We start from the raw sequence: 26009 nt of genomic DNA, 5'->3' as shown, positions 1-26009 counted from the left end.
CGTCGTCCATCGTCCTTGCCGCCATGAACCCTGCCGCACCGCCCGACCTTGCCACCCTGTACCGCGCCCACCACGGCTGGCTGCAGGGCTGGCTGCGGCATAAGCTGGGCTGCGGCGCCGATGCGGCCGACGTGGCGCACGACACCTTCCTGCGCCTGCTGCAGCGGCGCGAACGGCCGCAGCCGGCCCTGCGCGAACCGCGCGCCTACCTGACGCGCATCGCGCAAGGCCTGGTGATCGACCATTACCGGCGCCGCGACGTGGAATACGCCTACCTGCAGGCGCTGGCCGCCCTGCCCGAACAGACGGCGCCGTCGCCCGAAACGCGGCTGCTGATCATCGACACCCTGGTGCGCCTCGATACGGCGCTCGACGCCCTCAAGCCGCGCGCCAGGCAGGCCTTTTTGCTGGCCCAGCTGGACGGCTTGACGGGCCCCGCCATCGCCGCCAGGCTCGAAGTCTCGCTGGCCACCGTCGAGCGCGACCTGGCCAGCGCCTGGCGCGCCTGCTACCGCGTGTATTTCCAGTGACGGCCGCCTTGCAGGATGACCCCGTCGAGCAAGCGATCGCCTGGGCCGTGCGCCTGCAGATGCATGGCGCCACGCCGGACGCCCTGCAGTCGCTGCAGCGCTGGCGCGATGCCGATCCCGGCCACGAACAGGCGTGGCAGCGCCTGGCCGCCATCGGCCATCAATTCTCGGGCTTGCCGCCGGAAGCGAGCCGCGCCACCCTCGACGCCAGCCTGGCGCGCCGCCGCCAGCGCCGCCAAGCCTTGAAAGTGCTGGCCGGCATCGGCTTTGCCGGCACGGCCGCCTGGTTCGCCATCGACACGCAGGCCGACTACCGCACGGGCACGGGGCAACGCCTGGCCGCGCGCCTGCCGGACGGCAGCTTGCTGCACCTGAATGCAGGGACGGCCGTCAGGCTGCGCTTTGACGGCAAGCAACGGCTGCTGACCTTGCTGCATGGCGAGCTGGCCGTCACCACGCAAGCCGACCCGCAGCACCGGCCGTTTCTTGTCGACACGGGCGAAGCGCGCATGCTGGCGCTGGGCACGCGCTTCACGGTGCGCCGTCTCGCCGGTGCCGACGGCATGCTGACGCGCCTGGCCGTGCAGGAGCATGCGGTGCAGCTGCAGGCAGGTACAGGCGTGGCCAGTCCCGTGCTGGTACGGGCCGGCGACAGCGTCGTGACGGATGGCGCGCGCACTTGGCGCGAACCGGCGCATGACGATCCGGCCGCCTGGCTCGACGGCGTGATTGCCGCGCGCGACATGCCACTGGGCCAGCTGGTGGCCGAACTGGCGCGCCACCGGCACGGCTTGCTGCTGTGCGACGCCGATATCGCCAGCTTGCCCGTCTCCGGCGTCTTCCAGCTGGACGACCCCGAGCGGGCCCTGCGCGTGCTGCTGCAGACGCAGCCCATCGTGGCCGTGTACCGCACGCGCTTCTGGGTCACGCTGAAAAAAGCGTAAAAAAGATGAGGGGATCGGGCTGGCCACACGGCATACAGCTTGATACCCCCCAACTTGATAGCGATTATGAACCACTCTTTCCTGCCCTGCCCCCAGCCATTCCCACCACTTCCCGCCCGCTTTCCTGCCCGCTCCCGCCTGGCCGGCGCCGTCGCTGGCGCCCTGCTGCTGCTCGGCGCGGCGCCCGTCCTGGCCCAGCACAAGCCGCCGCAGGCCAGCAGCGCCAGCGCCACGTATGCCCTGCAGATCGCCGCCGGCCCGCTCGATGCGGCGCTGGAACAGCTGGCGCGCAAGGCGGGCCTGACGCTCACCTACCAGGCGGCCGAGGTGCGCGGCTTGCGCACGGCTGGCCTGGCCGGCAATTACAGCGCCGCGGCCGGTCTCGATGCGCTGCTGGCCGGCAGCGGCCTGGCGGCGCTGCGGCTGGCGCCCAACGATTTCGTCCTGCGCCCGCTGCCCAGGTCCGCGAACGCGGCGGCCGATGGCGCGCAGCAACTGGCCGAAATCACGGTCACGGCCGGCGGCGAGCCGGTGCTGGAAACGGAAGGCAGCGGCGCCTATGCGGCGGCGCTGGCCGGCACGGCCACGCGTTTTACCCTGTCGCCGCGCGAAACGCCGCAATCGCTGACCGTCATCACGCGCCAGCAGATGGATGACCAGGGCGTCCTGAGCCTGGCCGACGTGCTGCAGCAGACGCCGGGCGTGACCGTTTCGCACGACGATACGGAGCGCTATAACTACTATGCGCGCGGCTTCAGCCTGAACAGCTTCCAGTACGACGGCGTGCCCACCTTCGATTTCAGCACCAATTCGAACGGCCTGGGCATCCGCGACATGGCCATCTATGACAGGGTGGAAGTGGTCCGCGGCGCGAATGGCCTGATGAGCGGCGCGGGCAGCCCGGCCGGTGCCGTCAACCTGGTGCGCAAGAAACCCACGCGCCAGTTCCAGGCGTATGCGCAGGCGGGCATCGGCAGCTGGGACCGCTACCGCGCGGAAGCCGATGTCTCCGGCCCCTTGAATGCGGACGGTTCCGTGCGTGCGCGCCTGGTGGCCGCGCACCAGGAGCATGGCTCCTACATCGACTATTACCAGCAGGACAAGAGCGTGGTGTACGGCGTCATCGAGGCCGATGTGACGCCTCGCACGCGCGTGCTGGCCGGCATCGATTACCAGAAAATCGATTCGAAGGGGTCGTCGTTCGGCCAGAATCCCCTGTTTTACGCCGATGGCAGCCGCACGCGGTTCGCGCGCGCCTTCAACCCCGCCGCGCGCTGGACGGACGCGGGCAGCACCAGCACGCGCGTGTTCGCCGCCGCCGAGCACCTGTTCGACAATGGCTGGCAAGTCAAGGCGGAAGCGAGCCACTGGAAAGGCGATACGGACCAGTTGCAGGCGAACATCATCAGCTGGGGGCCGTATCCAAACCCGGCCACGGGCCTGGCCACCGTGCAGCGCGGCGCGAAAACCTATGTCATCGACAGCAATTCCCTCGATGCATATGCGACGGGACCATTCCAGTGGCTGGGCCGCCAGCATGAGCTGGTGCTGGGCGTCAACGCCAGTCACCGCACGTCCGACTACCTGGCGTATGGCGGCGGCAATGTGGAAATCGATTACCGCCACTGGAACAACAATGTGCCATTGCCGGCGAGCATGGCCGTCAGCCTGACGCAAAAATACAGCTTCAAGGAGTACGCGGCGTACGGCGCGGCCCGCTTCAAGCCGGCCGATGGTCTGTCGCTGATCGTCGGCAGCCGCCTGAACAGCTATGAGCGCACGGGCGACCTGATCTACGGCTGGGGCGGCACGGGCCGCGACGACGCGAAGGAAAAACACCGGCTGGTGCCGTATGCGGGCGCCGTCTACGACTTGAACGGCACGTATTCCGCGTATCTCAGCTATGCCAGCATCTTCGAGCCGCAATCGGTCAGCGACGCGAATGCCAGGGCGCTGCCGCCCACCACGGGCAAATCCTGGGAAAGCGGCATCAAGGGCGAGTTTTTCGAGCGCAAGCTGAACGCCAGCGTGGCCATCTTTCACATCCAGCAAGACAACCTGGCCGATTACGTGGGCACGGACGCCAACGAACGGGAAGTCTACCGGCCCATCAACGGCACCACCACGCGCGGCGTGGAGCTGGAAGTGGCGGGCCAGTTGTTGCCGGGCTGGCAAGTGCAGGCGGGCGCGACGTTCAGCCACCCGCGCGACAAGGATGGCCAGCGCATCGACACGACGCGCCCCGAACGCAGCGTCAAGCTGGCGACCAGCTACCGCCTGGGCGGCGACTGGCGCCGCTTGAGCGTGGGCGGCAATATCAACTGGCAAGGCCGGACGTATTACCACACCGTCCTGACGGGCGACGTGCCGGCGCGCGCCGACGAAGGCAGCTTTGGCGTGGCGGGACTGATGGCGCGCTACGAGTTCAGCAAGCGGCTCAGTGCCGTGCTGAATATCAATAATGTCTTCGACAAGCGCTATTACAGTGGCTACGGCCTGTATGGCAGCGGCTACTATGGCGACCCGCGCAACGCGCAGCTGACCTTGCGGGCCAGCTTCTAACCGGCGTAGGCCCGCTTGATCTCGTCAATGTCGATCTTTTTCATGCCCATCATGGCCTTCATCACGCGCCCGGCCTTGACGGGATCGGGATCGGTCAGCAGCTTGATCATGAGGGTGGGCACGATTTGCCAGGACACGCCGAACTGGTCCTTGAGCCAGCTGCATTGCTGCGCTTCCGGCGGCCCCCCTTCGGACAGCAGGCGCCAGTAATGGTCGACCTCGTCCTGGGTTTCGCAATTGACCTGGAACGAGATCGCCTCGGAAAACTGGAACAGGGGGCCGCCGTTCAAGCCCGTGAACGTCTGGCCGTCCAGCTCGAAGGCCACCGTCAGCACGCTGCCCGGCTCCTGGCCGTGGATTTCCCTGCCCTCTTCGCCGTAGCGCAGGATCTGGCCGATCTTTGAATTGGGAAATATTTCAGTGTAAAACCGGGCCGCCGCCTCGGCGTTGCCGTTGAACCATAAACATGGGGTAATCTTCTGTACGCTGTGCATGATGTCTCCCTTGGCCGAAGTAGAAACACCTTCCCTGTGCGGGAAGGCCAGTGCTCCATCATAGTCACTATCGCGCCGTCGAGGCGCGCAATTTGCCGCCGCCTGTGCCGCCGCTTGCGCCACCCTCTTGCGCGATATCGGCGCGTCCCAGCATGCCGGCGCTGGCCAGCAGCCGCAGCCGGGCCGAGCGCCATTCCGCCTGGCAACGGATTCGCTCCTGCTGCGCTTCCAGCAGCGCCGACTGCGTATTGAGCATTTCCAGGATGTCCGCCGCGCCCAGGCCGAACTTGCGCTGCACGCTGGCCAGCGCGTCCTGCGCCGCGTCCAGCCACGTCTGCGCCGCGGACAGGTTGGCCAGGGCCGTGCTCGCCTCCGCATGCGTCCTGACCAGGTCCATCAGGGTCTGCTGCCGCACTTCCTGCGCCTCCGCCTCCCTTTGCTCGGCCTGCGCCTGCGCGCCGCGCACCTTGTAGTGGCGCGCAAAACCGTCGAACAGGGGGATGTTGAGCGAGATGCCCACCAAGGTTTCGCGCGTGGAAGCGGGCGACAAGCCCTGGTTGGGGCGGCCGTTCTGGTACAGATTCGCCGTCAGGTCGATGCTGGGCCGGCCTTCCGAACGGGCCACGGCCACCCGCTCGCGCGCGGCCGCCAGCTGCGCCTGCGCCGCCACGATGGCCGGATGCCGTTCCCTGGCCTGCGCCAGCCAGGCGCTCAAGTCGTCGCGCAAGCCCGCGTTCAAGCGCGCCCCGGCGCCATCCCCGTCGTCGTCCACGAGCACCGCCGTGCCGGCCGGCAAGCCCAGGGTGTACACCAGCACGGCGCGGGCCTTGCGCTCGTCGCCGTCGGCGCGGCTGGCGCCCAGGGCCGCCTTGGCCAGCGCGCTCGTCGCCTGCAGGGTGTCGCTGTGCGAGCCCAGGCCCCGCTGCGCGCGCCGCTGCGTCGCCTGCACCGTTTCCCGGGCCAGCGCCTCGTATGCCTGCCGCATCTGCACGCTGGCGCGCGCCGTCTGCGCGTCGAAATACGCGCTGACCGTCGCCGCCAGGGTCTTTTGCAGCACGGCGTCGCGGTTGGCCAGGGCCGCATCGAGCAAGGCCTGGGCCGACCGCTGGCCCGCCGCGCGCCCGCCAAAGTCGAACAGACGCCAGGACAGGCTGAGCGAACCCGTATTGCTGTCCAGGCTGCTGGAAGCCGTTCTGGCGCCGGGATAGGCCGTGCGGTCATGCACGCGGCTCAGGCTGCCATTCAGGGTGGGCAGATAGGCTGCCCTCGCTTCGCCCACGCCGGCCGCCTGCAGCCGGATGCCGGCCCAGGCGCCGTGCACCTGCGCGTTGCGGCACAGGGCCAGGTCGACGGCCGCCGGCAGGGTCAATGGTAAGGTCAGCTGTACTTCGGACTCCCAGCTGGACGGACATGGCGCGGCGGCGGGCTCCACCGGCTGTTGCGCCTGCGCGGGCAAGGCCCCCAGCAAGGCGGCGGCCAGCAAGGCGGCGCGGCATCTAGCGTTCATGCAGCGCCTCCTTCTGGTGCTGCACCAGCGGCGAGAGCACGTATTCGATCACCCGTCGCGTGCCCGTGCGGATTTCCGCGCGCACGGCCATGCCGGCCGACAGCGGCACCAATCTGCCGTCGACGGCGATGGCCGGCTGCTGCAGCGTGATCCTGACCGCATACACGAGGCCCTTCTTCTCGTCCTCGATGGCGTCGCGCGACACGCTGCTGACGACGGCGGGCACGGTGCCATACTTTGTGTAGTCGAAAGCGTCGACCTTGACGGCGACCGCCTGCCCTTCCTGCACGAAGCCGGCGTCGCGGTTTTCCAGCATGGCGTCGATTTCCAGCCGGCCCTGGCGCGGCACGATCTGCATCAGCGCCTGCGCGGCCGGCACCACGCCGCCCACCGTGTGCAGCTTGAGCTGCTGCACCGTGCCGTCGACGGGGGCCGTCAAGCGCAGCAGGCTGCCGCGGGCGCCGGCGCGGCGCGCATCCTGGCCGCTGGCGGCCGCCACCCTGGCGCCTTCCGCCAGCGCGTCGTACGCATCCTTGCGCGTCTGCGCGACCAGCGCCGCCCGTTCGCTGCGGGCCGACGCCAGCTGACCGGCCAGGTCGATGCGCGCCTGCTCCTTTTCCAGCCACGCGTGTTCAGCCACGTCGCGCGTCCCCGCCAGCGCCTGGTAGTCGCCGGCGCGCTGCACCGCCAGCGGCAGCGCCTGCGCATAGCGGGCGATTTCGCCGTCGAGATGGGCCAGCCGGGCGCGGAAGCTCGCGTACTGGCCGTCCACATGCGCCTGCGCGGCGGCAACGTCGGCGGCGGAAGCCTCCGCGGGCGGCGCCAGCTTCGGCGCGCGCACGCTGTCGACGGCGGCGATCAGCGCGCGCGAGCGGGCCATCTGCAGCGCGGCCGCCACGGCGTCGCCGGCAGCCTTGTCGCGCTCGGCGTCGGGGCCGCGGCTGTCGAGCTCCACCAGCAGCTCGCCCGCTGTGACGGCTTGCCCTTCCCGCACGTGCAGGGCGCGCACGGCGGCCACGTCGACGGAAGCGATGGTCTTGGTATTGCCGGAGGGAATGATCTTGCCCGCCGCATTGACGATGATGTCGACCTTGCCGAAGACGGCCCACAGCACCACGCAGCCGACGAGCAGCATCAGCACGCGCGCCGTGAAGCGCAGCGACGGCGACACGGGCCGCTCCTGCAGCGCCAGCGCGGCCGGCAGGAAGGCCGCCTCGTCCTCGCTCAGCACGGGTCCGCCCAGGGTGGCGCGGATGCGCCAGCTGTGCCGCAGCACCTGGCCGTAGCGGGCCAGCAGTTCGCCATACGCGGCCAGGCGGTGGCCGGCGCTCATGCGGCGCTCCCGGTCGTTCCCTGCTGCAAGCCGTACAAATGGGCGTAGATGCCGTTCGGCCTGGCCAGCAGCGCGTTGTGCGTGCCCAGCTCGGCCACCTGGCCCCGCTCCATGACGACGATGCGGTCCGCCTCGCGCACGGCCGACAGGCGGTGGGCGATGATCAGCACGGTGCGCCCCGCGCAAATGCCGCGCATATTGTCCTGGATGATTTTTTCCGACTCGTAGTCGAGCGCGCTCGTCGCTTCGTCGAAAATCAGGATGCGGGGATTGCCGACGAGGGCGCGGGCGATGGCGATGCGCTGGCGCTGGCCGCCCGACAGGCCCGTGCCGTGCTCGCCCACCATGGTGTCGTAGCCTTCCGGCAACTCGCAGATAAAATCGTGGGCGCCCGCCAGTTTCGCCACGGCAATGACGGCGTCGATGGGCAGCGCCGGGTCGCTCAGCGCGATATTGTCGCGCACGGAGCGGTTGAACAGGATATTTTCCTGCAGCACCACGCCGATCTGGCGCCGCAGCGAGGCCGTGTCGATGACGGCGATATCCTGCCCGTCGATCAGCACCCTGCCCCGTTCGGGGATGTACAGGCGCTGCGCCAGCCGCGTCAGGGTGCTCTTGCCGGAGCCGGAACGCCCGACGATGCCGATCACTTCGCCGGGCGCGATGGCGATCGACACGTCGCGCAGCACCTCGGCCGCGTCGGGCCGGTAGCGGAAACCCACTTGCTGGAATTCGATGGCGCCCGCGATGCGCGGCATGCGCGCCTTCTGGCTGCCGCCCAGGCCGCCGGATTCCGTGCGGGCATTCAGGATATCGCCCAGCCGGCTCATGGAAATGCCCACTTGCTGGAAATCGTTCCACAGCTGCGCCAGGCGCAGGATGGGCGAGGCTACCTGTCCGGCCAGCATATTGAAGGCCACCAGCTCGCCCACCGTCATTTTCCCGTCGATGACGAGGGTGGCGCCCCACCACATGATGGCGGCCGTCACCAGCTTGCTCACGAGGGTGACGCCGCCGCTGGCCAGCATGCCGATGTTGTTCGCCGACAAGCCCGCCGACACGTAGCCGGCCAGCTGCTTTTCCCACTGCAGCTGCCAGCGGGGCTCGACGGCCATGGCCTTGACCGTGTCGACGCCGCTGATCGTTTCGACAAGAAAAGACTGGTTTTCCGCGCTGCGGTTGAATTTGTCGTTCAAGCGCCCCCGCAGCACGGGCGTGAGCAGCATCGACAGGGCCGCATACACGGGAATCGAAGCCAGCACGATCACGCTCAGCGCGGCGCTGTACCACAGCATGGCGGCGATGAAGATGAAGGAAAACAGCACGTCGAGCACCAGGGTCATGGCGTTGCCGGTAAGAAAGGAGCGTATGCTTTCCAATTCATGGATGCGGGCCACGGAATCGCCCACGCGGCGCGCCTGGAAGTACGCGATCGGCAAGGCCAGCAGGTGACGGAACAGGCGCGCACCCAGTTCCACGTCGATCTTGCTGCTCGTGCGCGCAAAGACATAGGTGCGTATCTGGCCCAGCACGGCCTCGAAGACGATGGCGCACACGAGGCCGATGGCCACCACGTTCAGGGTCTGCATGGCGTGGTTGACCAGCACCTTGTCCATCACCACCTGGAAAAACAGGGGCGTGGCCAGGCCGATCAGCTGCAGCACGAAGGAAATCAGCAATACTTCGCCCAGCAGCCGGCGGTATTTGACGATGGCGGGAATGAACCAGCTGAAGTCGAAACGGGCCGTCTCGCCCGCGTAGCTGGCCTTGCTGGTGAAAAAGATCAGTTCGCCCGACCAGATGGCGAGGAAATCGTCGCGGCCCAGGATTTGCGGCGGCTGGCCCGGATGCTGGACGAGCACCTTGCTCACGCCGCCGTCGCCCGTGTCGACCTTGCCGAGGATAAAGAAACGGCCGTCGTGGCCGATGGCGATGGCCGGCAGCGGCGCCTGCGCCAGCCGTTCAGGCGCCTGGCGCACCAGCTTGGCCGTCAAGCCCAGCTGTTTTGCGGCCAGCAAGACGGTTTGCCGCGTGAACACGGACTGGCCGAATGCGTGCTTGAGCTGGGCGCCGTCGGCAGCAATGCCATGCAGGCTGGCCATCAGCAGCAGCGACAGCAAGCCCGTGTCGGGCGCGGCAGGTTCCAGGGGGGGCGTATCGTGGCGATATGAAAATGCGGTCATCGGATCATGTCAGAAATTCAATGGCGCAGCCAGGCCGGCACGTGCAAGGCCGGCCTGGCTGCGTAAGTGGCGATACGGCTAGCTAGCCGTTAGTGGGCCGCCGCCAGCTGGATCTGCGACGCCGGGCCGCCATGGGCCGACCACGGCGCCGATGCGGCCGCCGGCACGGCAAAGCCGGCCATCGCTTGCACCAGCTGCGCCGCATCCGCTTGCCAGCCGCCAAAGCCGCCCGAGCTGGCGGCCTGGGTTTGTTGCGCAGCGCGCCAGTTTTGCGCCAGTACGGGCGCCAGGATGGCGGCCGTGCCGGCAGGCAAGGTGAGCTGGCCAGCCGGCGGCGGCGTCAGGCCCGCCATCGCCTGCACGAGTTTTTGCACGTCGCTGCCCAGCAAGACGCGGCCATCGGCCATGCGGAATTCCTCGATGCGCCGCAGCGTGCTGTCGTACCAGCCACTGACGGTGACCTTGTCGCTCGTGCCGATGGTGCTCACTTCCAGGGCCGTGCCCACCTGGCGGAACCACAGCTGCTCGGCGCTGACGCCGGCGAGAAAAGCCACCACGTCGCGGCTGCCCGCCTCGTCAGCCTCGGAAATAGTGTCGGCGCCGTCGCCGCGGGCGAAGATGTAGGTATCGTTGCCCAGCGCGCCAGAGAGCGCGTCGTCGCCCTTGCCCCCTTGCAAGGTATCGTTGCCCAGGCCGCCTGCGAGGATATTCCTGATTTCGTTGCCGGTCAGCACGTCATCGAAGGTGCTGCCGACCACCGCGTTGAAGTTGGCCAGCACGTCGACGCCGGCACGCGCCACCAGCGGCCCGCCGACGGGCGCGAAGGCGGCCGTCACGCCCGCGCTGGCGCCGTTGTAATTGAGCAAGTTACCCGCTCCGCCACCGTCGAGCACGTTGCCGCCGGGAGTGGAGACGAAAAAGTTGTTGCTGGTGTAGGCGCTGCCCGTCACCGTCAGGCCGGCGGCGGCCAGGCGCACGTTTTCCACGTTGTCGGCCACCGTGTAGCTGACGCTCGTGTACACGGTATCGTTGCCGCCGTTGCCCGATTCGGCAATAAAATCGCCGCCGTGGTTGACGTAATACGTGTCGTCGCCGCCCAGGCCTTGCAGCAGGTCGGCGCCGGCCGTGCCATACATGACGTCGGCATTCGCCGTGCCTGTGAAGGTTTGCCCCGTCGGCTGCGTGGGGCCGTTGAAGTGCCAGGCCTGGGCCAGCGCGGGCGCCAGGGCGGCGGCCGTGGCGGCAGGCAAGGTCAGCTGGCCCAGCGCCGGCGGCGCCAGGTACGCCATGGCCTGCACCAGCGATTGCACGTCGGCGCCGCGCAGGACGTGGCCGGCGGCCGTGCGGAATTCCTCGATGTTCGGCGCGGCCGCGTTCCAGGCGCGGATGGTGATCTTGTCCGTCGTGCCGATGGTGCTCACTTCCAGGTCCGCGCCCACCTGGCGGAACCACAGCTGGTCGATGTTCACGCCGGCCAGGAAGGCGATGGCGTCGTAGCCGGCGTCGGCGGAAAGCTCGGTGATCACGTCGGCGCCGTCGCCGCGGGCAAAGACGTAGGTATCGTCGCCCAGGCCGCCGGCCAGCGTGTCGGCACCCTGGCCGCCTTGCAAGGTGTCGTTGCCGAGGCCGCCGGACAGGCTGTTGGCCAGTTCGTTGCCGATCAGCACATCGTCATAGGCGCTGCCTGTCACGCTGGAAATATTGACCAGCACATCGCTGCCAGGCAGGAACGCGGTACTGCCGCCGACGGGAGCGATGGTCGCCGTGGCGCCCGCCCTGGAACCGGCATAGGTGGCGGAATTATTGCTGCCGATGCCATACAACAAGTTGCCGCCGGCTACGTCGACGTGAAAGACGTTACCGCTGCCGTTGCCTGTCACACCCAGGCCCGCTGCGGCCAGGTGCAGTTCTTCGATGTTGGCAGCCATGGTGTAGTTGACGGTCGTGTAGACAGTGTCGCGGCCGCCACCAGGCTGTTCAGTTACCACGTCGTTGCCATGGTTGACGTAATAAATGTCGTCGCCGCCCAGGCCCGCCATCACGTCGGCGCCCGTCGTGCCCTTGATGATGTCGGGATTCGCCGTGCCGGTAAAAACGCCATTGGCGGGCTGGCTTGGTCCCTCGGTGCGCCAGTTCTGCGCCAGCACGGGCGCCAGGACGGTGGCTTCGTAGACAGGCAAAGTCAGCTGGCCCAGCGGCGGCGGCGTCAGGCCCGCCATCGCCTGCACCAGGTTTTGCACGTCGCTGCCCAGCAGCACGCGGCCGTCGGCCGTGCGGAATTCCTGGATGCGGGGCACGATGCCCTCGCTGTACCAGCCGCCGATGGTGATCTTGTCGCCGGTGCCGATGGTGCTCACTTCCAGGTTCGAACCGACCTTGCGGAACCACAGCTGGTCGGCGCTGACGCCGGCCAGGAAGGAAACGACGTTGTGCGCCCCCGCTTCGGCCATTTCGGTGATGAAATCTGCACCATCGCCACGGGCAAAAATATAGGTGTCGTCACCGCCCAAGCCAATCAGGTGATCATCGCCCTGGCCACCGCGCAAGGTATCGTTGCCAATACCGCCCAGGAGACTGTTTTTAAGTTCATTGCCGGTCAGCACATCATCGAATTTGCTGCCGATGAGGTTGGCGAAGTTGAGCAGCACGTCGCTGCCCGCTGGCGCCGTCAGAGGGTCATTCGCGCCCAGCAGCGTTGCCGTCACGCCCGTGCGGGAACCGATATACACGACCGAGTTGCCCGTGCCGCCGCCATCGATCCTGTTGCCACCGGCCGTGTCGACGTAAAAGATATTATTGGTATTGGCAGTGCCCGTGACGGTCAGCCCGGCGGCGGTCAGGTAGACTTTCTCCACGTTCTCGGCCACCGTGTAATTGACGCTGGTGTACACGCTATCGTTGCCGCCGTTGGCCAGTTCGACGATCATGTCGCCGCTGTCGTTGACGTAGTACGTGTCGTCGCCGGCCAGGCCTTCGAGCACGTCCGCGCCCGTGGTGCCGGTCAGCACATCCGCGTTCGCCGTGCCGATGAAGCGCTGCGGGGCGGCCGCGACACTGTTCAGGTATGCCTCGATGGCGGACATGCCGTCGGCAGCGGTGGAAGTTTGCGATGCAAATTTTTCAGTCATGTTGCAGTTTCCTGTCATTAAACGTCAAAACCAAGAGTGAATATGTCGGCGCAAGCTGACATGCAAGGCAAAAGTTCCGGCCGCCTACACTTGCAGTTCAGCGTGCACCTTCAACGGTCCGGCACTTTCGGCGCAGGGACGGCGCGCGATTGCACGCCGCCTCGCATGCACGCCGTATTGACGTTCAAACGTGTGTAGCACTGTTATTTGTCATGCAAATGTCACACTGCATGCTGGAAGGGAGGCGGGGAAGGAAGCGCGCGGGCGCGCCCGCTCCGATGGCGTCTGTTTTCAGGCGGCTGGGGTAGAGCTCTCGCTTGACGGCCGGGCGCCAAACGTCTGGTCCTGCAGCTGCGCCACCAGGAAATCGATGAACACGCGCAAGCGCGGCGGCAGATGGCTGCTGGCCGGCCACAGCAGCCAGAATGCCGTGCGCGCCTGCGTATGCGCGTCCAGCAGCGAAACCAGTTGCCCCGCCGCCAGCTCGCGCTGCACGGCGAACGCGGGCAGGTAGGCGATGCCCTGCCCTTGCAAGGCCAGGAAGACGCGCATTTCCACGCTGTTGCAGACCATGCCGGACGCCGGCTGGGCCAGCGCATCCATCAGCGGCCACGGCTCCAGGCGGCCCGTGGCGGGAAAACGGTAGTCCAGGCGGGCGTGCCGCAGCAGCGCGGCGCCATCGGCGGGCCGGCCATGGCGCGCCAGGTAGGCGGGCGACGCCACCAGCAAGCGGCGGAACGTGCATAGCTTGCGCCGCATCAGGCTTGAATCGGCCAGCTCGCCCGTGCGCACGGCCGCGTCAAAGCCGTCGCTGACGAGGTTGACCATGGCGTCGGAAAAATCGAGATCGAGTTCGATGGCGGGATAGGCTTGCATGAAAGCGCTGATGGCCGGCTCGAACAAGCCGCTGTAGCGTGGCAGGCTGATGCGCAGGCGTCCACTGGGGCCGCTGCTGGCCTCGCTCAATTCCCGCTCGGCCGCGTCCACCTCGGCCAGGATGCGCTTGCAGCGCTGCAGGAATTTTTCCCCTTCCGCCGTCAGCGCCAGGTGCCGCGTGCTGCGCTGGAACAGGCGCGCGCCCAGCCGCGCTTCCATGCGCGCCACGCTCTTGCCCACGGCCGACGAAGACAGGCCCAGCAGCCGGCCCGTGGCCGAGAAACTGCCGCTGTCGGCCACCTGTACGAACATGGCGATGCCGCCGAGACTATCCATGCGCTCCCCATTAAAGACAAATGTGTCCGATATGTTGATCAGTTTAGCCCATTTTTCTTCAATGCCTGACGCGCCATACTTGCCGCTCCTTCTCTCCGAGCCCACTTCCATGCCCTCTTCCCCACGTTTGACGCTTGCCCCGCAAGTGCTGGCCGCCTGCCTGACGGGCTTGCTGATTCCATTGTGCTTCACGGGCCCGGCCGTGGCGCTGCCCGCCCTCGGCGCCGAATTGCGCGGCAGCGCCGCCGCCCTGAACTGGGTCATCAATGCATACATCCTCAGCTATGGCAGCGCCATGATGGTGGCCGGCAGCCTGACGGACGTGCTGGGCCGGCGCCGCGTCTGGCTGGCGGGCCTGGCCCTGTTTTGCGCGGCCACCCTGGCCATCGCCATGGCCCCGTCCGTCGCGCTGGTCGCCGCGCTGCGCTTCGTGCAGGGCCTGGCCGGCGCGGCCGCGTTCGCCGCCGCCATGTCGTCGCTGGCGCCCCTGTTCCACGGCGCGGCGCGCAGCCGGGTGATGAGCGTGCTGGGCACGACGTTCGGCCTGGGCCTGGCCTTCGGCCCGCTGGCGGCCGGCGCCATGCTGGAACTGGCCCGCTGGCCCGCCATCTTTTACGCCACGGCCGCGCTGGGCGCCATCGGCGCGCTGCTGGTGCTGGCCAGCGTGCCGGCCGATGCGCCCCGTGTCCAGGGCCGGCTGGACTGGCCCGGCGCCCTCAGCTTCAGCGGCGCGCTGTCCCTGTTGACCCTGGGCATGCTGCTGGCACCGGAACATGGCTGGCGCAACGGGGCCGTGCAATTGTCCATCGCCTCGTCCGCGCTGCTGTTTTGCGTGTTTGTCGCGGTCGAACGCAGGACGGCGCGGCCCATGCTGGACTTGACCCTGTTCCGCCAGCGCCGCTTCGTCGCCGTGCAAGTGCTGGCCGCCTCGCCCGCCTTTTTGTTCATCGTGCTGATCGTCATGCTGCCGGGGCGCTTCATCGGCATCGACGGCGTGTCGCCGCTGGCGGCGGGCCGCCTGATGATCGCCCTGGCCGCGCCCCTGCTGGTCGTGCCCATGCTGGCGGCGCTGCTATTGCGCTGGTTCAAGGCCGGCACCGTGTGCGCGGCGGGATTGCTGCTGGCGGCCGCCGGACTGGCCTGGCTGGCGCAAGTGCTGGGCAACGGCGGCACCGCCGCGCTGGCGGGACCGCTGCTGCTGGTGGGCGCCGGCATCGGCTTGCCGTGGGGCTTGATGGATGGCATGGCCCTGAACGTGGTGGACACGCCGCGGGCCGGCATGGCGACGGGCATCTTCAATACCGTGCGCATCAGCGCCGATGGCGTGGCGCTGGCCCTGGCGGGCGCCGTGCTGGCCAGCCTGATCGGCGCCGCGCTGCAGCACCAGCTGCCCGCCGGCCTGCCCGTGCTGGCCGCCGCCAGCCGCGCCGCGCTCGGCGATATCCAACAGGCAACACAACTGCTGGGCGGCCAGGAAGCGCTGCTGCGCGCCAGCTATGACGCCGCTTTCCGCCATTTGCTCAATAGCCTGGCCGTGCTGGCCGCGGCGCTGGCGGCGCTGGTGCCGTATTTACTCAAGAAAAGAGAACTTCACGACGCTTGACAAAACCGTCGCGAGCGGAAGGTAGAGGTGGTCGAGAAGCGCAACCGTAATCAGGTACGGTGAGCATCGCAGGCCATCTATACCGACGCGCAGCAGGTTTGGGCAGGCGTCCTAGGCGTCCAGGCCGTAAAACACGGCGACGAGGATGGCGATGTTATTGCAGGCGCGCGAGAATGTCGTTGTGGCGTAGGCCACGGCCACACTTGGGCCACGGTAGCGCAGGTAGACAAAGCTGAACATGGCCCCCGACCCGAGCGCGACGATGGCGTGCAGCAAGCCGCCGCTGATGAAATGCACGATGGCCCACAGGATGGCGCCGATAAAAATGCTCAGCTGGCGGCTGGCGCCCAGGCGCCGGAGGATTTCCAGCGGCAGCAGCTGGCCGAGGAAGGTTTCCAGGATGGGGGAATAGATGACGACCCAGAACACCAGCAGCGGCAGCGACATTTCGCGCTTGAACTTGGACAAGCCCGTGTGCGCGCCCCAATATTCGGGCGGCAACAGCCATTTGGTGAGGAACAGGATGGCAAAGCACAGCATGCAGGTGAGTAACCCCCAACCGAGGCCGGCAAGGGCCAGCTGCAGCACGGGAGGCGCCGGGCCGTCGTCGTCCGGGCTGGAGAGATCATGGCTGCTGCGCACTTGCATGAGTAGTCCTGGCGGTGATCCAGCGCTCATTGTAGCGCGGAATACGACTGTTCGCGCATGGCTGTGGAGCGCGGCGCATGGCGCGCCGCGCTCCACGCTATCGGCGTCAGGCCGCCAGGCGCAGCGGGCCGTTGGCCGGCTTGGCCAGTTTGAAGATGCCCACTTCCTGTTCCAGCTGCGCCGCCTGCTGCTGCAATTCATGCGCGGCGGCGGCCGCCTGCTCGACCAGGGCCGCGTTTTGCTGGGTCACGCGGTCCATGTCGACGATGGCACGGTTGACTTGCTCGATGCCGGCGCCCTGCTCCTGCGTGGCGTGGCTGATCTCGGCCATGATGCCCGTCACCCGGCCGATGCCGGCCACCACGTCATGCATGGTGACGCCGGCCTGCTCGACGAGCAAGGTTCCCGTGCCCACCTTGCTGACGGAATCGTCGATCAGCAGCTTGATTTCGCGCGCGGCGGCGCTTGACCTCTGCGCCAGGTTGCGCACTTCCGTGGCGACGACGGCAAAGCCGCGCCCCTGCTCGCCCGCGCGCGCCGCTTCCACGGCCGCGTTCAAGGCCAGGATATTCGTCTGGAAGGCAATGCTGTCGATCACGCCGATGATGTCGACGATCTTGTTCGACGAGGCATTGATCAGGCTCATGGTGTGCACCACTTCGGCCACCGCCTTGCCGCCCTGCTCCGACACCTTCGACGCTTCGCGCGCCAGGTGGTTTGCCTGCTGCGCATTGTCCGCATTCTGGCGCACGGTGGAAATCAGTTCTTCCATCGATGAGGCGACCTCTTCCAGCGAGCCGGCCTGCTGCTCCGTGCGCTGCGACAGGTCGCGGTTGCCCGAGGCGATCTCGGTCGAAGCCGTGGCGATGCTTTCCGTACCGTGGCGCACCTTGCCGACGATGGCGGCCAGGTTGTCGCGCATGGTCTTGATCGCAAACAGCAGGCTGCTGTCGTCGCCGTGGCGCGTGTGCACGTCGATGGCCAGTTCGCCGAGCGCGATGCGCCCCGCGATCGAGGCCGCATACCCCGGTTCGCCGCCCAACTGGCGCAGCAATCCCCGCGTGATGACGGTGGCAACAAAAATGCAAATGAGCACGCTGAGGGCGGCCAGCACGCCGATCCAGCGCAGCGACTGGCCATAGATGGCGCGCGCGGCCACGCTGGCCTGCTCCGATTCGCGCTGCACGTTTTTCAGCACGGTATCGATGTCGGCGACGATCTGGCGCCGCAGGGGGCTGCACTCCTCGACGAGGAAGGTGCCGTACTGTTCCATCTGCCCCGTGGCGCGGAACTGGCGCGGACGCTGCAATTGCTGCGCCATGGTGTTCAAGCCCGCGCTGACTTTCTCGAATTGCGGATCGCCGGCGAACCGCGGCGCCAGCTTGGCCAGAGCTTCCAGGTACAGCGCCTTCTGGCTGTCGAGGATGGCCAGCTCTTTTTCGGCGGCGGCCTGGTCATGGAAGATATACGCGTTGCGGGCGGCCAGGCCCGTCTGGTCGAGCGCTTCGCGCGCCACGTACAGCGGTTCGAGTTTTTCCAGCTGGACTTTGTCTTGCGCGTCCATGGCGCCGGAGATGGCGCCGATGCGCAGCAGCGCGAAAGCCGCCAGCACCAGCATGAATACCACCAGCAGCCCGAAGCCTGCGCTCAGGCGCGCGCCTATCGTCAAACGATTGAATGACATCATTGTTGTTATTGCCCTGTAAATAAAGTTGATTGTTGCTGGTTATTTAAAAACCAGCGATCTGCTCGCCGTCGTGTTGCCTTTCCTGCATGGCGCAGGATGGGTCTCTAACTGGCGTTTTTTGGGCAGTCAGCTTCTAATTTCGGGCAATGCAGGCGCGCGGGACATACCCTGCGCCATACAACAGCACACTGAATTATAAGCGAACAGCGTTACGGATGATTCCACGCGCTCACTTTTAATGCCTTGACGCATATCAAAAAAGACAATTAACGCTGGCCTGGCGTATCGATGACGGCCATGGTGATGCGCGAGATGCAGCACAGCTTGCCGTCGTCGTCGGTGATGCGGATTTCCCAGACCTGGCTGGTGCGGCCCCGGTGGATCGGCGTGGCGCGCCCCGTCACCTGGCCGCCGCGCACGCCGCGCACGTGGTTGGCATTGATTTCCTGGCCCACGCTCACTTGCCGGCTGGAATCGAGGCAGGCATTCGCGGCCATGCTGCCCAGGGTTTCGGCCAGCAGCACGGAAGCGCCGCCATGCAGCAGTTTAAAAGGCTGCATGGTGCGGTGGTCGACGGGCATGGTCGCTTCGATCCAGTCGGGGCCGAAGGCGCTAAATTCGATGCCCAGGTGGCGCATGGCCGTGCCTACACTAGCGGCGTTGAGGGTGGCCAGGTCGAGCGGTGCGTGCCAGATTTCCATCGTTACCTCATATCAGTGGAGAGAACAGCCATTGTAGGACAGAGCGCTGCCGCGCGCCGCTTCATCTTTCCTTCACCGTGGCACGGGGTGGCGCCGGCATTAACTGGTTATAATTGCCCCATTCTTTAAAAACGAGGTTGTGTATGAAGTGGGCCTTGCTGGGCATTTTTGTGTTTTCTGTTTTACATATTCATTTTCGTGGCAAGGTGCGCCTGCCGTTCCGCCGCCAGATCTTCGATCACTCCTCGTTCATGGCGCCGCTGAACCTGTTCATGCACACCTTTTCCAAGGTGCCGGCCACGCCCTATTTAGCCGTCGAGCAATTCCCGGAACTGGCGCCGCTGCAGCAGAACTGGCAAATCATCCGCGATGAAGCGCTGCGCATGCAGGAAATGAAAAAGATCAAGGCGGCTGAAAAGAACAATGACGTGGGCTTCAATTCCTTCTTCAAGTATGGCTGGAAGCGTTTCTACCTGAAATGGTATGACGCGAACCACCCGTCGGCGCAGCAGATGTGCCCGCAAACCTATGCGCTGCTGCAATCGATTCCGTCGATCAAGGCAGCCATGTTCGCGGAACTGCCGCAAGGCGGCAAGCTCAACCCGCACCGCGACCCGTTCGCCGGCTCCCTGCGCTACCACCTGGGCTTGCAGACGCCGAACGACGACCGCTGCTTCATCGATGTCGATGGCGAGCGCCACAGCTGGCGCGACGGCCAGGCCGTGATGTTCGATGAAACGTATATCCACTGGGCCCGCAACGACGCCGACAGCGACCGCATCATCCTGTTCTGCGACATCGAGCGCCCGATGCGCTACCGCTGGGCGCAAGCGCTGAACCGCTGGCTGGGCCGCACCCTGATGACGGCCGCCGCCTCGCCGAACGAGCTGGGCGACCAGGTGGGCGGCGTGAGCAAGCTGTTCCAGATTTCCTGGACCATGGGCCAGTACCGCCGCCGCTTCAAGGCGTGGAACAAGACGGCGTACCAGGTCACCCGCGTGGCCCTCGTCGTGGGCGTGATCGCGCTGATCTACTTTATCTAGACGCCGGCATCGCCTCTTTGACAAAAACCGCCTTCGGGCGGTTTTTTTTATAATGCGATGCCACTCACCAGGAAAATCTGAAAATGACCGAACGCGACCGCCAGTACGATATCCAGATCGGCGACGATGCATGGATCGAGTTCATCAGCCTTGACGGCCGCTATGACCAGGCCATCGACATCGATGCCCTGCTGGACGGCCTGTGGCCGCTGATCTGCCGCCTGGAAACCTATTGCGTGGCCGGCTGTTGCGGCATGGATGCCTTCGATTTCACGCCCGAAGGCATCGCTGCGGCGCTGGTAGACCTTGACCGCGCGCAACTGCACGCCGCCTGCGCGCAAGCCCGCAACGCCGTGGCAGCAGCCGCCAGCGATGTCTTCACGAGCAACACGATGAACCACATGGCCGACAAACGCGTGTTCCTGCAATTGCTCGAGCATGTCGAGCGCTGCACGGCGGCCCCTGAAACGGGCCGACCGGCAAGCCAGCCGCGCTGACATAGGCGATAATACGGGTTCACACCACTCTCTTCTTTTATTTATGCGCGACATCATTGCCGGATTTCTACGTTTCCAGAAGGAAGTCTTTCCTGAACGCCGAGAGCTGTTCAAGACATTGGCCACGGGACAGACGCCCAAGGCCTTGTTCATTTCCTGCTCCGACAGCCGGATGGTGCCGGAACTGGTGACGCAGCGCGAGCCTGGCGAACTGTTCGTGATCCGCAACGCGGGCAATATCGTGCCCTCGTTCGGCCCGGAACCGGGCGGCGTGAGCGCGTCCGTCGAATTTGCCGTGGCGGCCCTGAATGTGACGGACATCGTCATTTGCGGCCATTCCGATTGCGGCGCGATGAAAGCCATCGCCACCTGCACCTGCCTCGATCACATGCCGGCGGTCAAGAACTGGCTGCGGCACTCTGACGCGGCGCGCATGATCAATGAATCGATCGAGCATGCGACGGAACAGGACCGCATCGACGGCATGGTGCGCGCCAATGTCGTGGCGCAACTCAACAACATCCGCACCCACCCCTCGGTGGCGCTGGGCATCACGCAAAAGCGCCTGACCCTGCATGGCTGGGTGTATGACATCGAAAATGGCTCGCTCGATGCGCTCGACGAGTCTACCGGCCAGTTTGTCCCGCTGGCGGAACATCCGGCCTCGAAGCTGTAGGCGCAAGCCATCCCCGTCAGGCGCAACATTGCGCTTGACCTTGTCCAGACGGGAAGGTGCAAGGTAGCGGTACTCAAGGAGATTATCGTATGCCAACCATCACCGTATTACCCCATCCCGAGCTGGCCCCCGAAGGCGCCGTGTTTGACGCGCCGCAAAACATGAGCATTTGCGACGCCTTGCTGCTCAACAAGATCGACATGGAACACGCGTGCGGCCAGGTGGGCGCCTGTTCCACCTGCCACGTGGTCGTGGTGCGGGGTTTCGACTCGCTCAACGAACTTGGCGACAATGAAGAAGACATGCTCGACCAGGCCTGGGGCTTGCAGCCGCACTCGCGCCTGTCTTGCCAGGCGCGCATGGCGCAGGAAGACCTGACGCTCGAACTGCCCAGGTACACGCTCAACCACGCCAAGGAATAGTCCCCGGCGCGGCTGCCCGGCTACCCTAGCTGACTACCACATGATCACGCGCTGCTCGGGCGGCAGATACATCGGGTCGCCCGGCTTGATGCCGAACGCTTCGTAAAAGCCGGGCTGATTCTTGACCGTGCCCTTGGCGCGGAATTCGCCCGGCGAATGGGGGTCGCTCTTGATCTGGGCGATGGCCGCTTCCGGACGCAATTTCGCGCGCCATTTCTGCGCAAAACCGATGTACAGGCGCTGTTCGCCCGTCAAGCCATCGATGACGGGCGACGGCTTGCCGCCGAGCGAACGCTGGTACGCCTTGTAGGTGATCGACAGGCCGGAATTGTCGCCGATGTTTTCGCCCAGGGTCAGCTCGCCATTGATGTGGTAGCCAGGCACGGGGCTGTAGGCGCCGTATTGCTTGACGAGCCCGGCGGCCAGCGCCTTGAAGGCCGCGCGGTCCTCCTCCGTCCACCAGTTGCGCAAGCGGCCCTTGGCGTCGTACTGGCTGCCCGAATCGTCGAAGGCATGGCTGATTTCATGGCCGAAGGTGATGCCGAGCAAGCCGTAATTGACGGCATCTTCCGCTTTCACGTTGAAGAACGGCGGCTGCAAAATGGCGGCCGGGATCGTGATGGCGTTGAGGGCCGGGCTGTAGCTGGCGTTGACGGTTTGCGGCGTCATCGACCATTCGTCGCGGTCCACCGGCTTGCCCAGCTTGGCCAGGTTTTGCTGGCGGCTCCACGCGCGCGCGGCGCGCACGTTGGCGATCAGGTCGTTCGGCTGCGTCTTCATGCTGCCGTAGTCGCGCCAGGTAGCGGGATACGCGATCTTCGGCTTCAGGGCGGCCAGCTTGAGCTGGGCTTCCTTCTTGGTTTCCGGTCCCATCCAGTCCAGCTGCTCGATGCCATCCTTGAACGAGGCGACGAAATTGTCGAACATGGCCATCACGCGGGGCCGCGTTTCCGGCGGCAAATACATTTCCACGTAGCGCTTGCCGACGGCATCGCTGATGGCGTTATCCGTGAAGCGCAGCGCCAGCTGCCACTGCGGCTCGCTTTGCGGCACGCCGCGCAGCACCGTGCCGTCAAAGGCGAAGCGCTCCTTGACGGCGGCGCTGTCCAGGTAGGAGGCATAGCTTTCGATGATGCGCCAGTTCAGGTAGCTTTTCCACGCTTCCAGCGGCACGGCGGCCACCGTCTCGGCGAAACCTGTCATGAAGCTGGGCTGGCGCACCACGGCCGAGGCGGCTTTCGGCGCCAGGCCGGCAGCCGTAAAGTAGGCGTTCCAGTCGAAGGCCGGCGCCAGCGCCGCGAATTTGTCGAAATCGACGCGGTTGTACGATTTGACGGGGTCGCGCATCTGCACGCGCGTCCACTGCACCGCCGCCAGGCGCGTTTCGAGGTCGAGGATTTGCGCCGCGTGCGCGGCAGCGGCCTTGTCGCCGCTCATGGCCAGCATGGTTTCGACGTGCTTGAGGTATTTGGCGCGCACGGCTTGCAGCTTGGCGTCGTCATCCTTCAGGTAGTAATCGCGGTCAGGCAAGCCCAGGCCGGACTGGCTGATGTTGACCGTGTAGCGCTCGGGGTCTTGCGCATCGGGCGCCACGTAGGCGGAAAACGGCGTGGCAACGCCATTGCCCTGCAGGTAAGCCAGCAGTGCCGGCAAATCCTTCTTGTCTTTCACGCCAGCCACGCGGGCCAGCTCGGCGCGCAGCGGCTTGAAGCCGGCCGCATTGCGCGCCTTGTCGTTCATGAAACTCGTGTACAGGTCGGCGATCTTGTGCGCCTCGCTGCCGGGCTTGCCGGGGTTCTTGACGGTGGCATCGATCAGGCCGCGCAACTGGCCCTGCGCGATTTCGCGCAATTCGATATACGTGCCCCAGACGGATTTGTCGGCCGGGATGTCCGTATTGCGGGTCCAGACGCCGTTGACGTAGCCGTAGAAGTCGTCACGGGGGCTGACTGCCGGGTCCAGGGTTTTCAGGTCGATGCCGGAGACGGGTGCGGCGGCGGTAGCGCCTTGCTGGGCGTACAGCGACGGCGAAGACAAGGCGAACAAGGCGCAGCAGGCGGCGCTGATAAGCGAACGTTTCACGAAGATTCCTTTAATTGTTTTGACTTCATGTTGGGGAACATGCTGTATCCAGGCATGAGAGGTCGGATTATAGTCGGCATGCTTGCGGGGAAACAATGTCGGTTGAACAATCCCGGTGAGCCGATGTGCGTTGAAGCACGCCTCAAGCCCGCGCCGATGATCGGCAAATGTTACCATCTGGCAATAGCCATACCTGTCGCTCACCACCTTTTTTACCTGGCTCTTGGACTGGAGAAGTTTGATGCAGGAATGCAGATTCAATATTTTCGGCACGCTGATTGCCGTCCGGGGGCAACAAGGAGCATGGCGCGCCTTCTATCTCGGCGCGGAAGGCAAGCGCAGGCCCGCCGATTTCATCATTCCCGACGATATTCAAGGCGATGCGTTATGCGAATACCTGGCGGACCTGTTCCATGAAGAGGCGACGCCGCGCAACAACACGGCCACGCAAATCACCACGCCCGCGTTCCAGGCCTAGCCTTTTATTTCACCGGTTCGAACGTCACCGTCAACCCGTTGCCCGTGGTCCGGATCTGCGTGGGCACGAATTGCACGCCCGCATAGCGCAGCTCGTCGGGTTTGAACGTATAGATCGGCGTTTCATGCATGAGCTGGTCGGCCACCAGGCTGGCCACCTTGGCGAACTGGCGCTGCTGCGACTCGTCCATGCCGTCGATGGTCACCTTGTCCACGCTCGCTTCGCTCAGGTAGACGGCGTTGCGCTGGGGGTCGAGCACGAGGCGACCCGACATGGCCAGGCTGCCGCGCCAGCTTTGGCGTATGAATGGCGGCAAGACGCTGGCATCCACGCTGAGGGCGACTCTTTCGCGCTCGGGCTGCAGCGACAATTGCGGATGCGTCAGCTTGACGTCCAGCACGGACAGCACCCGCTTGTCGATGGGAAAGCGGCGCTCCAGGCCTTGCTGCATCTTGCTCAGCGACACATTCACGTCGCGCGGGCCGATCAGGGTGGAGCACGCGGCCAGCACGCTGCAAGCCAAGGCGGCGATGGCGGCGGTTTTCAGCAAGGGACGAAAGGCGGTCACGTTCATGGATAGTCTCGGTGGAAAGATGGCGCCATATTACACATGCGCCCGCTTTCACGCAAAAACCGGCGCCCGCCTTGCAGCGGACGCCGGTTTGCATGTGGGCCTTGTCAGCGCACGAACAGGGCGATCAGTATAACGATGGGCAATGGAATGCCCAGCAACAGCAAGAGGATGGAACGCATGGCAATCTCCTGGATTGAATTGGTGGATTAATCGGTAAATTAAATGGTCACATGGCGCAGCACGCGCTCATGGTCGCGCTGGCGGCCGCCAAACGTGGCGGCCAGGCTGGCCACGAAAGCACCCAGCAGCAAGGCGACGAACATCCACAGCGCCGTATGGGCGCCGGCCTTGCGGGCCGCCTCGGCCGCTTGCTGTGCCTGCGCCTTGGCATCGGCGGCAGCCTTGGCGGCGCGGGCGTAGACGGCGTCGACGCGCGCTTCCGCTTCCGCCTGCGTCAAGCCCGTGCGGCTGGCCACGACCTGGCCCAGATAGGCGCGGTCATCGGCGGCCAGGCTGCCCGTGGACAGGCCGGTGGCGAAGATCTTGCCGATTTCGCCGCGCTGCCCGGCGGATACGCCGCCCGCTTCACCCGCCCCGGCCGCCGGGGTGGCGCGCAGCAGCATGTCGGAAAAATAGTCGAGCGGATTGGCGCCGCTGCCCTCGCCTTGCTTGGCGCTTGCAGCGCCAGCAGCACCTGCGCCCGCTGCCGCTGCGGGGGTAATGGCAGCCGCCACGCCGCTGCCCGCATCAATGGCGCCGCTCAGCACGGCCCGCGTGCCGCCGGCCAGCACGGCCACGGTGATCAGGGTGGCCACGGCCCAGGCCAGCAAACCGTGCGCCGTATCGCGGAAATGCACTTCATCCGTATGGATGGAGCTCCACTTCACGCGCAGACGGCCCGCCATGTAGCCGCCGATGCCGGACGCGGCCAGCTGCATGAAGGCCAGCCAGGCGATGGTCGACACGCCGATGGCTGTCGCATTGAACGACCACGGCGACACGGACGACAGGCCCAGGCCCACGCCGAGGATCAGCAGGATGAAGGACAAGGCGGCCGCAGCGGCAGCGCCCGCCAGCACGGCGCCCCAGGAGACGCCCGGATTGTTCAAGTCCGAGACGGACAGTTGTGTAGCTTGCATGAAATACTCCCTTGGTTGTTGATTGTTTAAGCCGGTCAGGCGGCGACGCCCGTCAGCTGTTCCTTGCGCGCGGCCATTTCCTTGCCCAGCGCATCGAGGTCGACGGCCGTGTGGCGCACCTTGGGAAACATGTCGCCCTCTTCTTCCTTGACGTGGTGCTCGATCTGCTCGGACAGCACCTTGACCTTGGCGTCGTACAGGTCGTCGGCAGGGTCCATCGCTTCGATCTGCGCGATGAGTTCCTTGGCGCTCGCGTGCTCGACGAGGGCTTCATCCATCAGGTCGCCATCGTGGATGGGGCGGCGCACGGCCGGGTAAAAGATTTCTTCTTCCAACTGCGTGTGCACGGTCAATTCCTGACAGATCTGATCGGCCAGCTTTTTCTTGGTGGCAAATGAGCGGTCGCTCAAGCCTTCATATTGTGCAAACAAAGCCTTCACGGCCTTATGGTCCTGCATCAATAAACTGATCGCGTTCATGGCGCCTCCTCGTTGTGGATGAGGCAAGGATGCGCCACGGCGGCGCCAGCGTATGTGCGACGCCTTACACAATCTTGATTTTTAATA

Annotated in this window: 22 protein-coding genes; 9 read left to right on the top strand and 13 right to left on the bottom strand. The window is 65.8% G+C overall.

Features of this window, described 5'->3' with window-relative positions; translation table 11 throughout:
- Nucleotides 1–23 precede the first annotated feature (23 nt).
- From O0881_RS01630 to O0881_RS01620, 3 genes are all read left to right on the top strand, one after another.
- Nucleotides 24–530 carry a sigma-70 family RNA polymerase sigma factor gene (locus O0881_RS01630; RefSeq protein WP_289909806.1) on the top strand — a complete coding sequence of 169 codons (507 nt, stop codon included), beginning with the start codon at nt 24–26 and terminating at the stop codon, nt 528–530.
- Nucleotides 527–1474 (top strand): FecR domain-containing protein, encoded by a 948-nt coding sequence (locus O0881_RS01625; RefSeq protein WP_289909804.1) that lies wholly within the window; start codon nt 527–529, stop codon nt 1472–1474. Before O0881_RS01630 ends, O0881_RS01625 begins: the two co-directional genes overlap by 4 nt.
- A gap of 66 nt (nt 1475–1540) precedes the next feature.
- Entirely contained in the window at nt 1541–4036 is a 2496-nt protein-coding gene (locus tag O0881_RS01620) for a TonB-dependent siderophore receptor (RefSeq protein ID WP_289909803.1), read from the top strand.
- Here O0881_RS01620 and O0881_RS01615 read toward each other — a convergent pair.
- The 6 genes from O0881_RS01615 to O0881_RS01590 all read right to left on the bottom strand — a co-directional run bounded on the left by O0881_RS01615 (nt 4033) and on the right by O0881_RS01590 (nt 13893).
- Nucleotides 4033–4533 (bottom strand): VOC family protein, encoded by a 501-nt coding sequence (locus O0881_RS01615; protein ID WP_251349222.1) that lies wholly within the window; start codon nt 4531–4533, stop codon nt 4033–4035. The genes O0881_RS01620 and O0881_RS01615 overlap by 4 nt on opposite strands.
- Nucleotides 4534–4597: 64 nt before the next feature.
- Nucleotides 4598–6037: a TolC family protein gene (locus O0881_RS01610; protein WP_289909801.1), complete on the bottom strand. Its 1440-nt coding sequence runs from the start codon at nt 6035–6037 to the stop codon at nt 4598–4600.
- On the bottom strand, nt 6027–7370 hold the full coding sequence (locus O0881_RS01605; protein ID WP_289909799.1) for an HlyD family type I secretion periplasmic adaptor subunit: 1344 nt from the start codon (nt 7368–7370) through the stop codon (nt 6027–6029). The genes O0881_RS01610 and O0881_RS01605 overlap by 11 nt, the downstream gene beginning before the upstream one ends.
- Nucleotides 7367–9553 (bottom strand): type I secretion system permease/ATPase, encoded by a 2187-nt coding sequence (locus tag O0881_RS01600; RefSeq protein WP_289909798.1) that lies wholly within the window; start codon nt 9551–9553, stop codon nt 7367–7369. Before O0881_RS01600 ends, O0881_RS01605 begins: the two co-directional genes overlap by 4 nt.
- Before the next feature lie 89 nt (nt 9554–9642).
- Complete coding sequence (locus O0881_RS01595) at nt 9643–12681, bottom strand: calcium-binding protein (RefSeq protein WP_289909796.1); 3039 nt, start codon at nt 12679–12681, stop codon at nt 9643–9645.
- Nucleotides 12682–12972: 291 nt separating this feature from the next.
- Nucleotides 12973–13893 carry a LysR family transcriptional regulator gene (locus O0881_RS01590; protein WP_289909794.1) on the bottom strand — a complete coding sequence of 307 codons (921 nt, stop codon included), beginning with the start codon at nt 13891–13893 and terminating at the stop codon, nt 12973–12975.
- Nucleotides 13894–14002: 109 nt separating this feature from the next.
- Between O0881_RS01590 and O0881_RS01585 the strand changes: the two genes are divergently transcribed.
- The gene (locus O0881_RS01585) at nt 14003–15496 is read left to right on the top strand and encodes an MFS transporter (protein WP_289909792.1); all 1494 of its coding nucleotides are present in this window, start codon (nt 14003–14005) and stop codon (nt 15494–15496) included.
- Between the two features lie 111 nt (nt 15497–15607).
- Here the strand turns inward: O0881_RS01585 and O0881_RS01580 are convergent, their stop codons facing one another.
- From O0881_RS01580 to O0881_RS01570, 3 genes are all read right to left on the bottom strand, one after another.
- Nucleotides 15608–16144 carry a CPBP family glutamic-type intramembrane protease gene (locus O0881_RS01580; RefSeq protein ID WP_099664098.1) on the bottom strand — a complete coding sequence of 179 codons (537 nt, stop codon included), beginning with the start codon at nt 16142–16144 and terminating at the stop codon, nt 15608–15610.
- A 106-nt stretch (nt 16145–16250) separates the two neighbouring features.
- The gene (locus O0881_RS01575) at nt 16251–17831 is read right to left on the bottom strand and encodes a methyl-accepting chemotaxis protein (RefSeq protein ID WP_289909791.1); all 1581 of its coding nucleotides are present in this window, start codon (nt 17829–17831) and stop codon (nt 16251–16253) included.
- A 266-nt stretch (nt 17832–18097) separates the two neighbouring features.
- Nucleotides 18098–18532: a hotdog fold thioesterase gene (locus tag O0881_RS01570; protein WP_099664100.1), complete on the bottom strand. Its 435-nt coding sequence runs from the start codon at nt 18530–18532 to the stop codon at nt 18098–18100.
- Nucleotides 18533–18675: 143 nt separating this feature from the next.
- Here O0881_RS01570 and lpxO point away from each other — a divergent pair, with 143 nt between their 5' ends.
- The 4 genes from lpxO (at nt 18676) to fdx (ending at nt 21170) form a co-directional block, all read left to right on the top strand.
- Nucleotides 18676–19575, top strand: a complete 900-nt coding sequence (gene lpxO / locus O0881_RS01565) for a lipid A hydroxylase LpxO (protein WP_099664101.1) — start codon at nt 18676–18678, stop codon at nt 19573–19575.
- 83 nt (nt 19576–19658) lie between these two features.
- On the top strand, nt 19659–20072 hold the full coding sequence (locus tag O0881_RS01560) for a DUF6331 family protein (RefSeq protein ID WP_289909790.1): 414 nt from the start codon (nt 19659–19661) through the stop codon (nt 20070–20072).
- A gap of 43 nt (nt 20073–20115) precedes the next feature.
- Nucleotides 20116–20748 carry a carbonic anhydrase gene (locus O0881_RS01555; protein ID WP_099664103.1) on the top strand — a complete coding sequence of 211 codons (633 nt, stop codon included), beginning with the start codon at nt 20116–20118 and terminating at the stop codon, nt 20746–20748.
- Between the two features lie 89 nt (nt 20749–20837).
- Nucleotides 20838–21170 (top strand): ISC system 2Fe-2S type ferredoxin, encoded by a 333-nt coding sequence (gene fdx, locus O0881_RS01550; RefSeq protein ID WP_289909789.1) that lies wholly within the window; start codon nt 20838–20840, stop codon nt 21168–21170.
- Nucleotides 21171–21203: 33 nt separating this feature from the next.
- On the opposite strand, the gene O0881_RS01545 is transcribed toward fdx, so the two are convergent.
- On the bottom strand, nt 21204–23252 hold the full coding sequence (locus O0881_RS01545) for a M13 family metallopeptidase (protein WP_289909788.1): 2049 nt from the start codon (nt 23250–23252) through the stop codon (nt 21204–21206).
- A 241-nt stretch (nt 23253–23493) separates the two neighbouring features.
- Between O0881_RS01545 and O0881_RS01540 the strand changes: the two genes are divergently transcribed.
- Entirely contained in the window at nt 23494–23730 is a 237-nt protein-coding gene (locus O0881_RS01540; protein WP_289905587.1) for a hypothetical protein, read from the top strand.
- 4 nt (nt 23731–23734) lie between these two features.
- Here the strand turns inward: O0881_RS01540 and O0881_RS01535 are convergent, their stop codons facing one another.
- The 3 genes from O0881_RS01535 to O0881_RS01525 form a co-directional block, all read right to left on the bottom strand.
- Complete coding sequence (locus O0881_RS01535; RefSeq protein WP_289909786.1) at nt 23735–24304, bottom strand: DUF1439 domain-containing protein; 570 nt, start codon at nt 24302–24304, stop codon at nt 23735–23737.
- Between the two features lie 218 nt (nt 24305–24522).
- Entirely contained in the window at nt 24523–25443 is a 921-nt protein-coding gene (locus O0881_RS01530) for a hypothetical protein (protein WP_289909784.1), read from the bottom strand.
- 35 nt (nt 25444–25478) lie between these two features.
- A complete protein-coding gene (locus O0881_RS01525) occupies nt 25479–25922 on the bottom strand; it encodes a hemerythrin domain-containing protein (protein WP_289909783.1) in 444 nt (147 codons plus the stop codon).
- Nucleotides 25923–26009: the final 87 nt, after the last annotated feature.

This window comes from Janthinobacterium sp. SUN100, assembly GCF_030397705.1.
Lineage (GTDB): Bacteria > Pseudomonadota > Gammaproteobacteria > Burkholderiales > Burkholderiaceae_D > Janthinobacterium > Janthinobacterium kumbetense.
The sequence above is the reverse complement of the archived record's forward strand: the minus strand, read 5'-3'. Positions and strand labels throughout refer to the sequence as shown.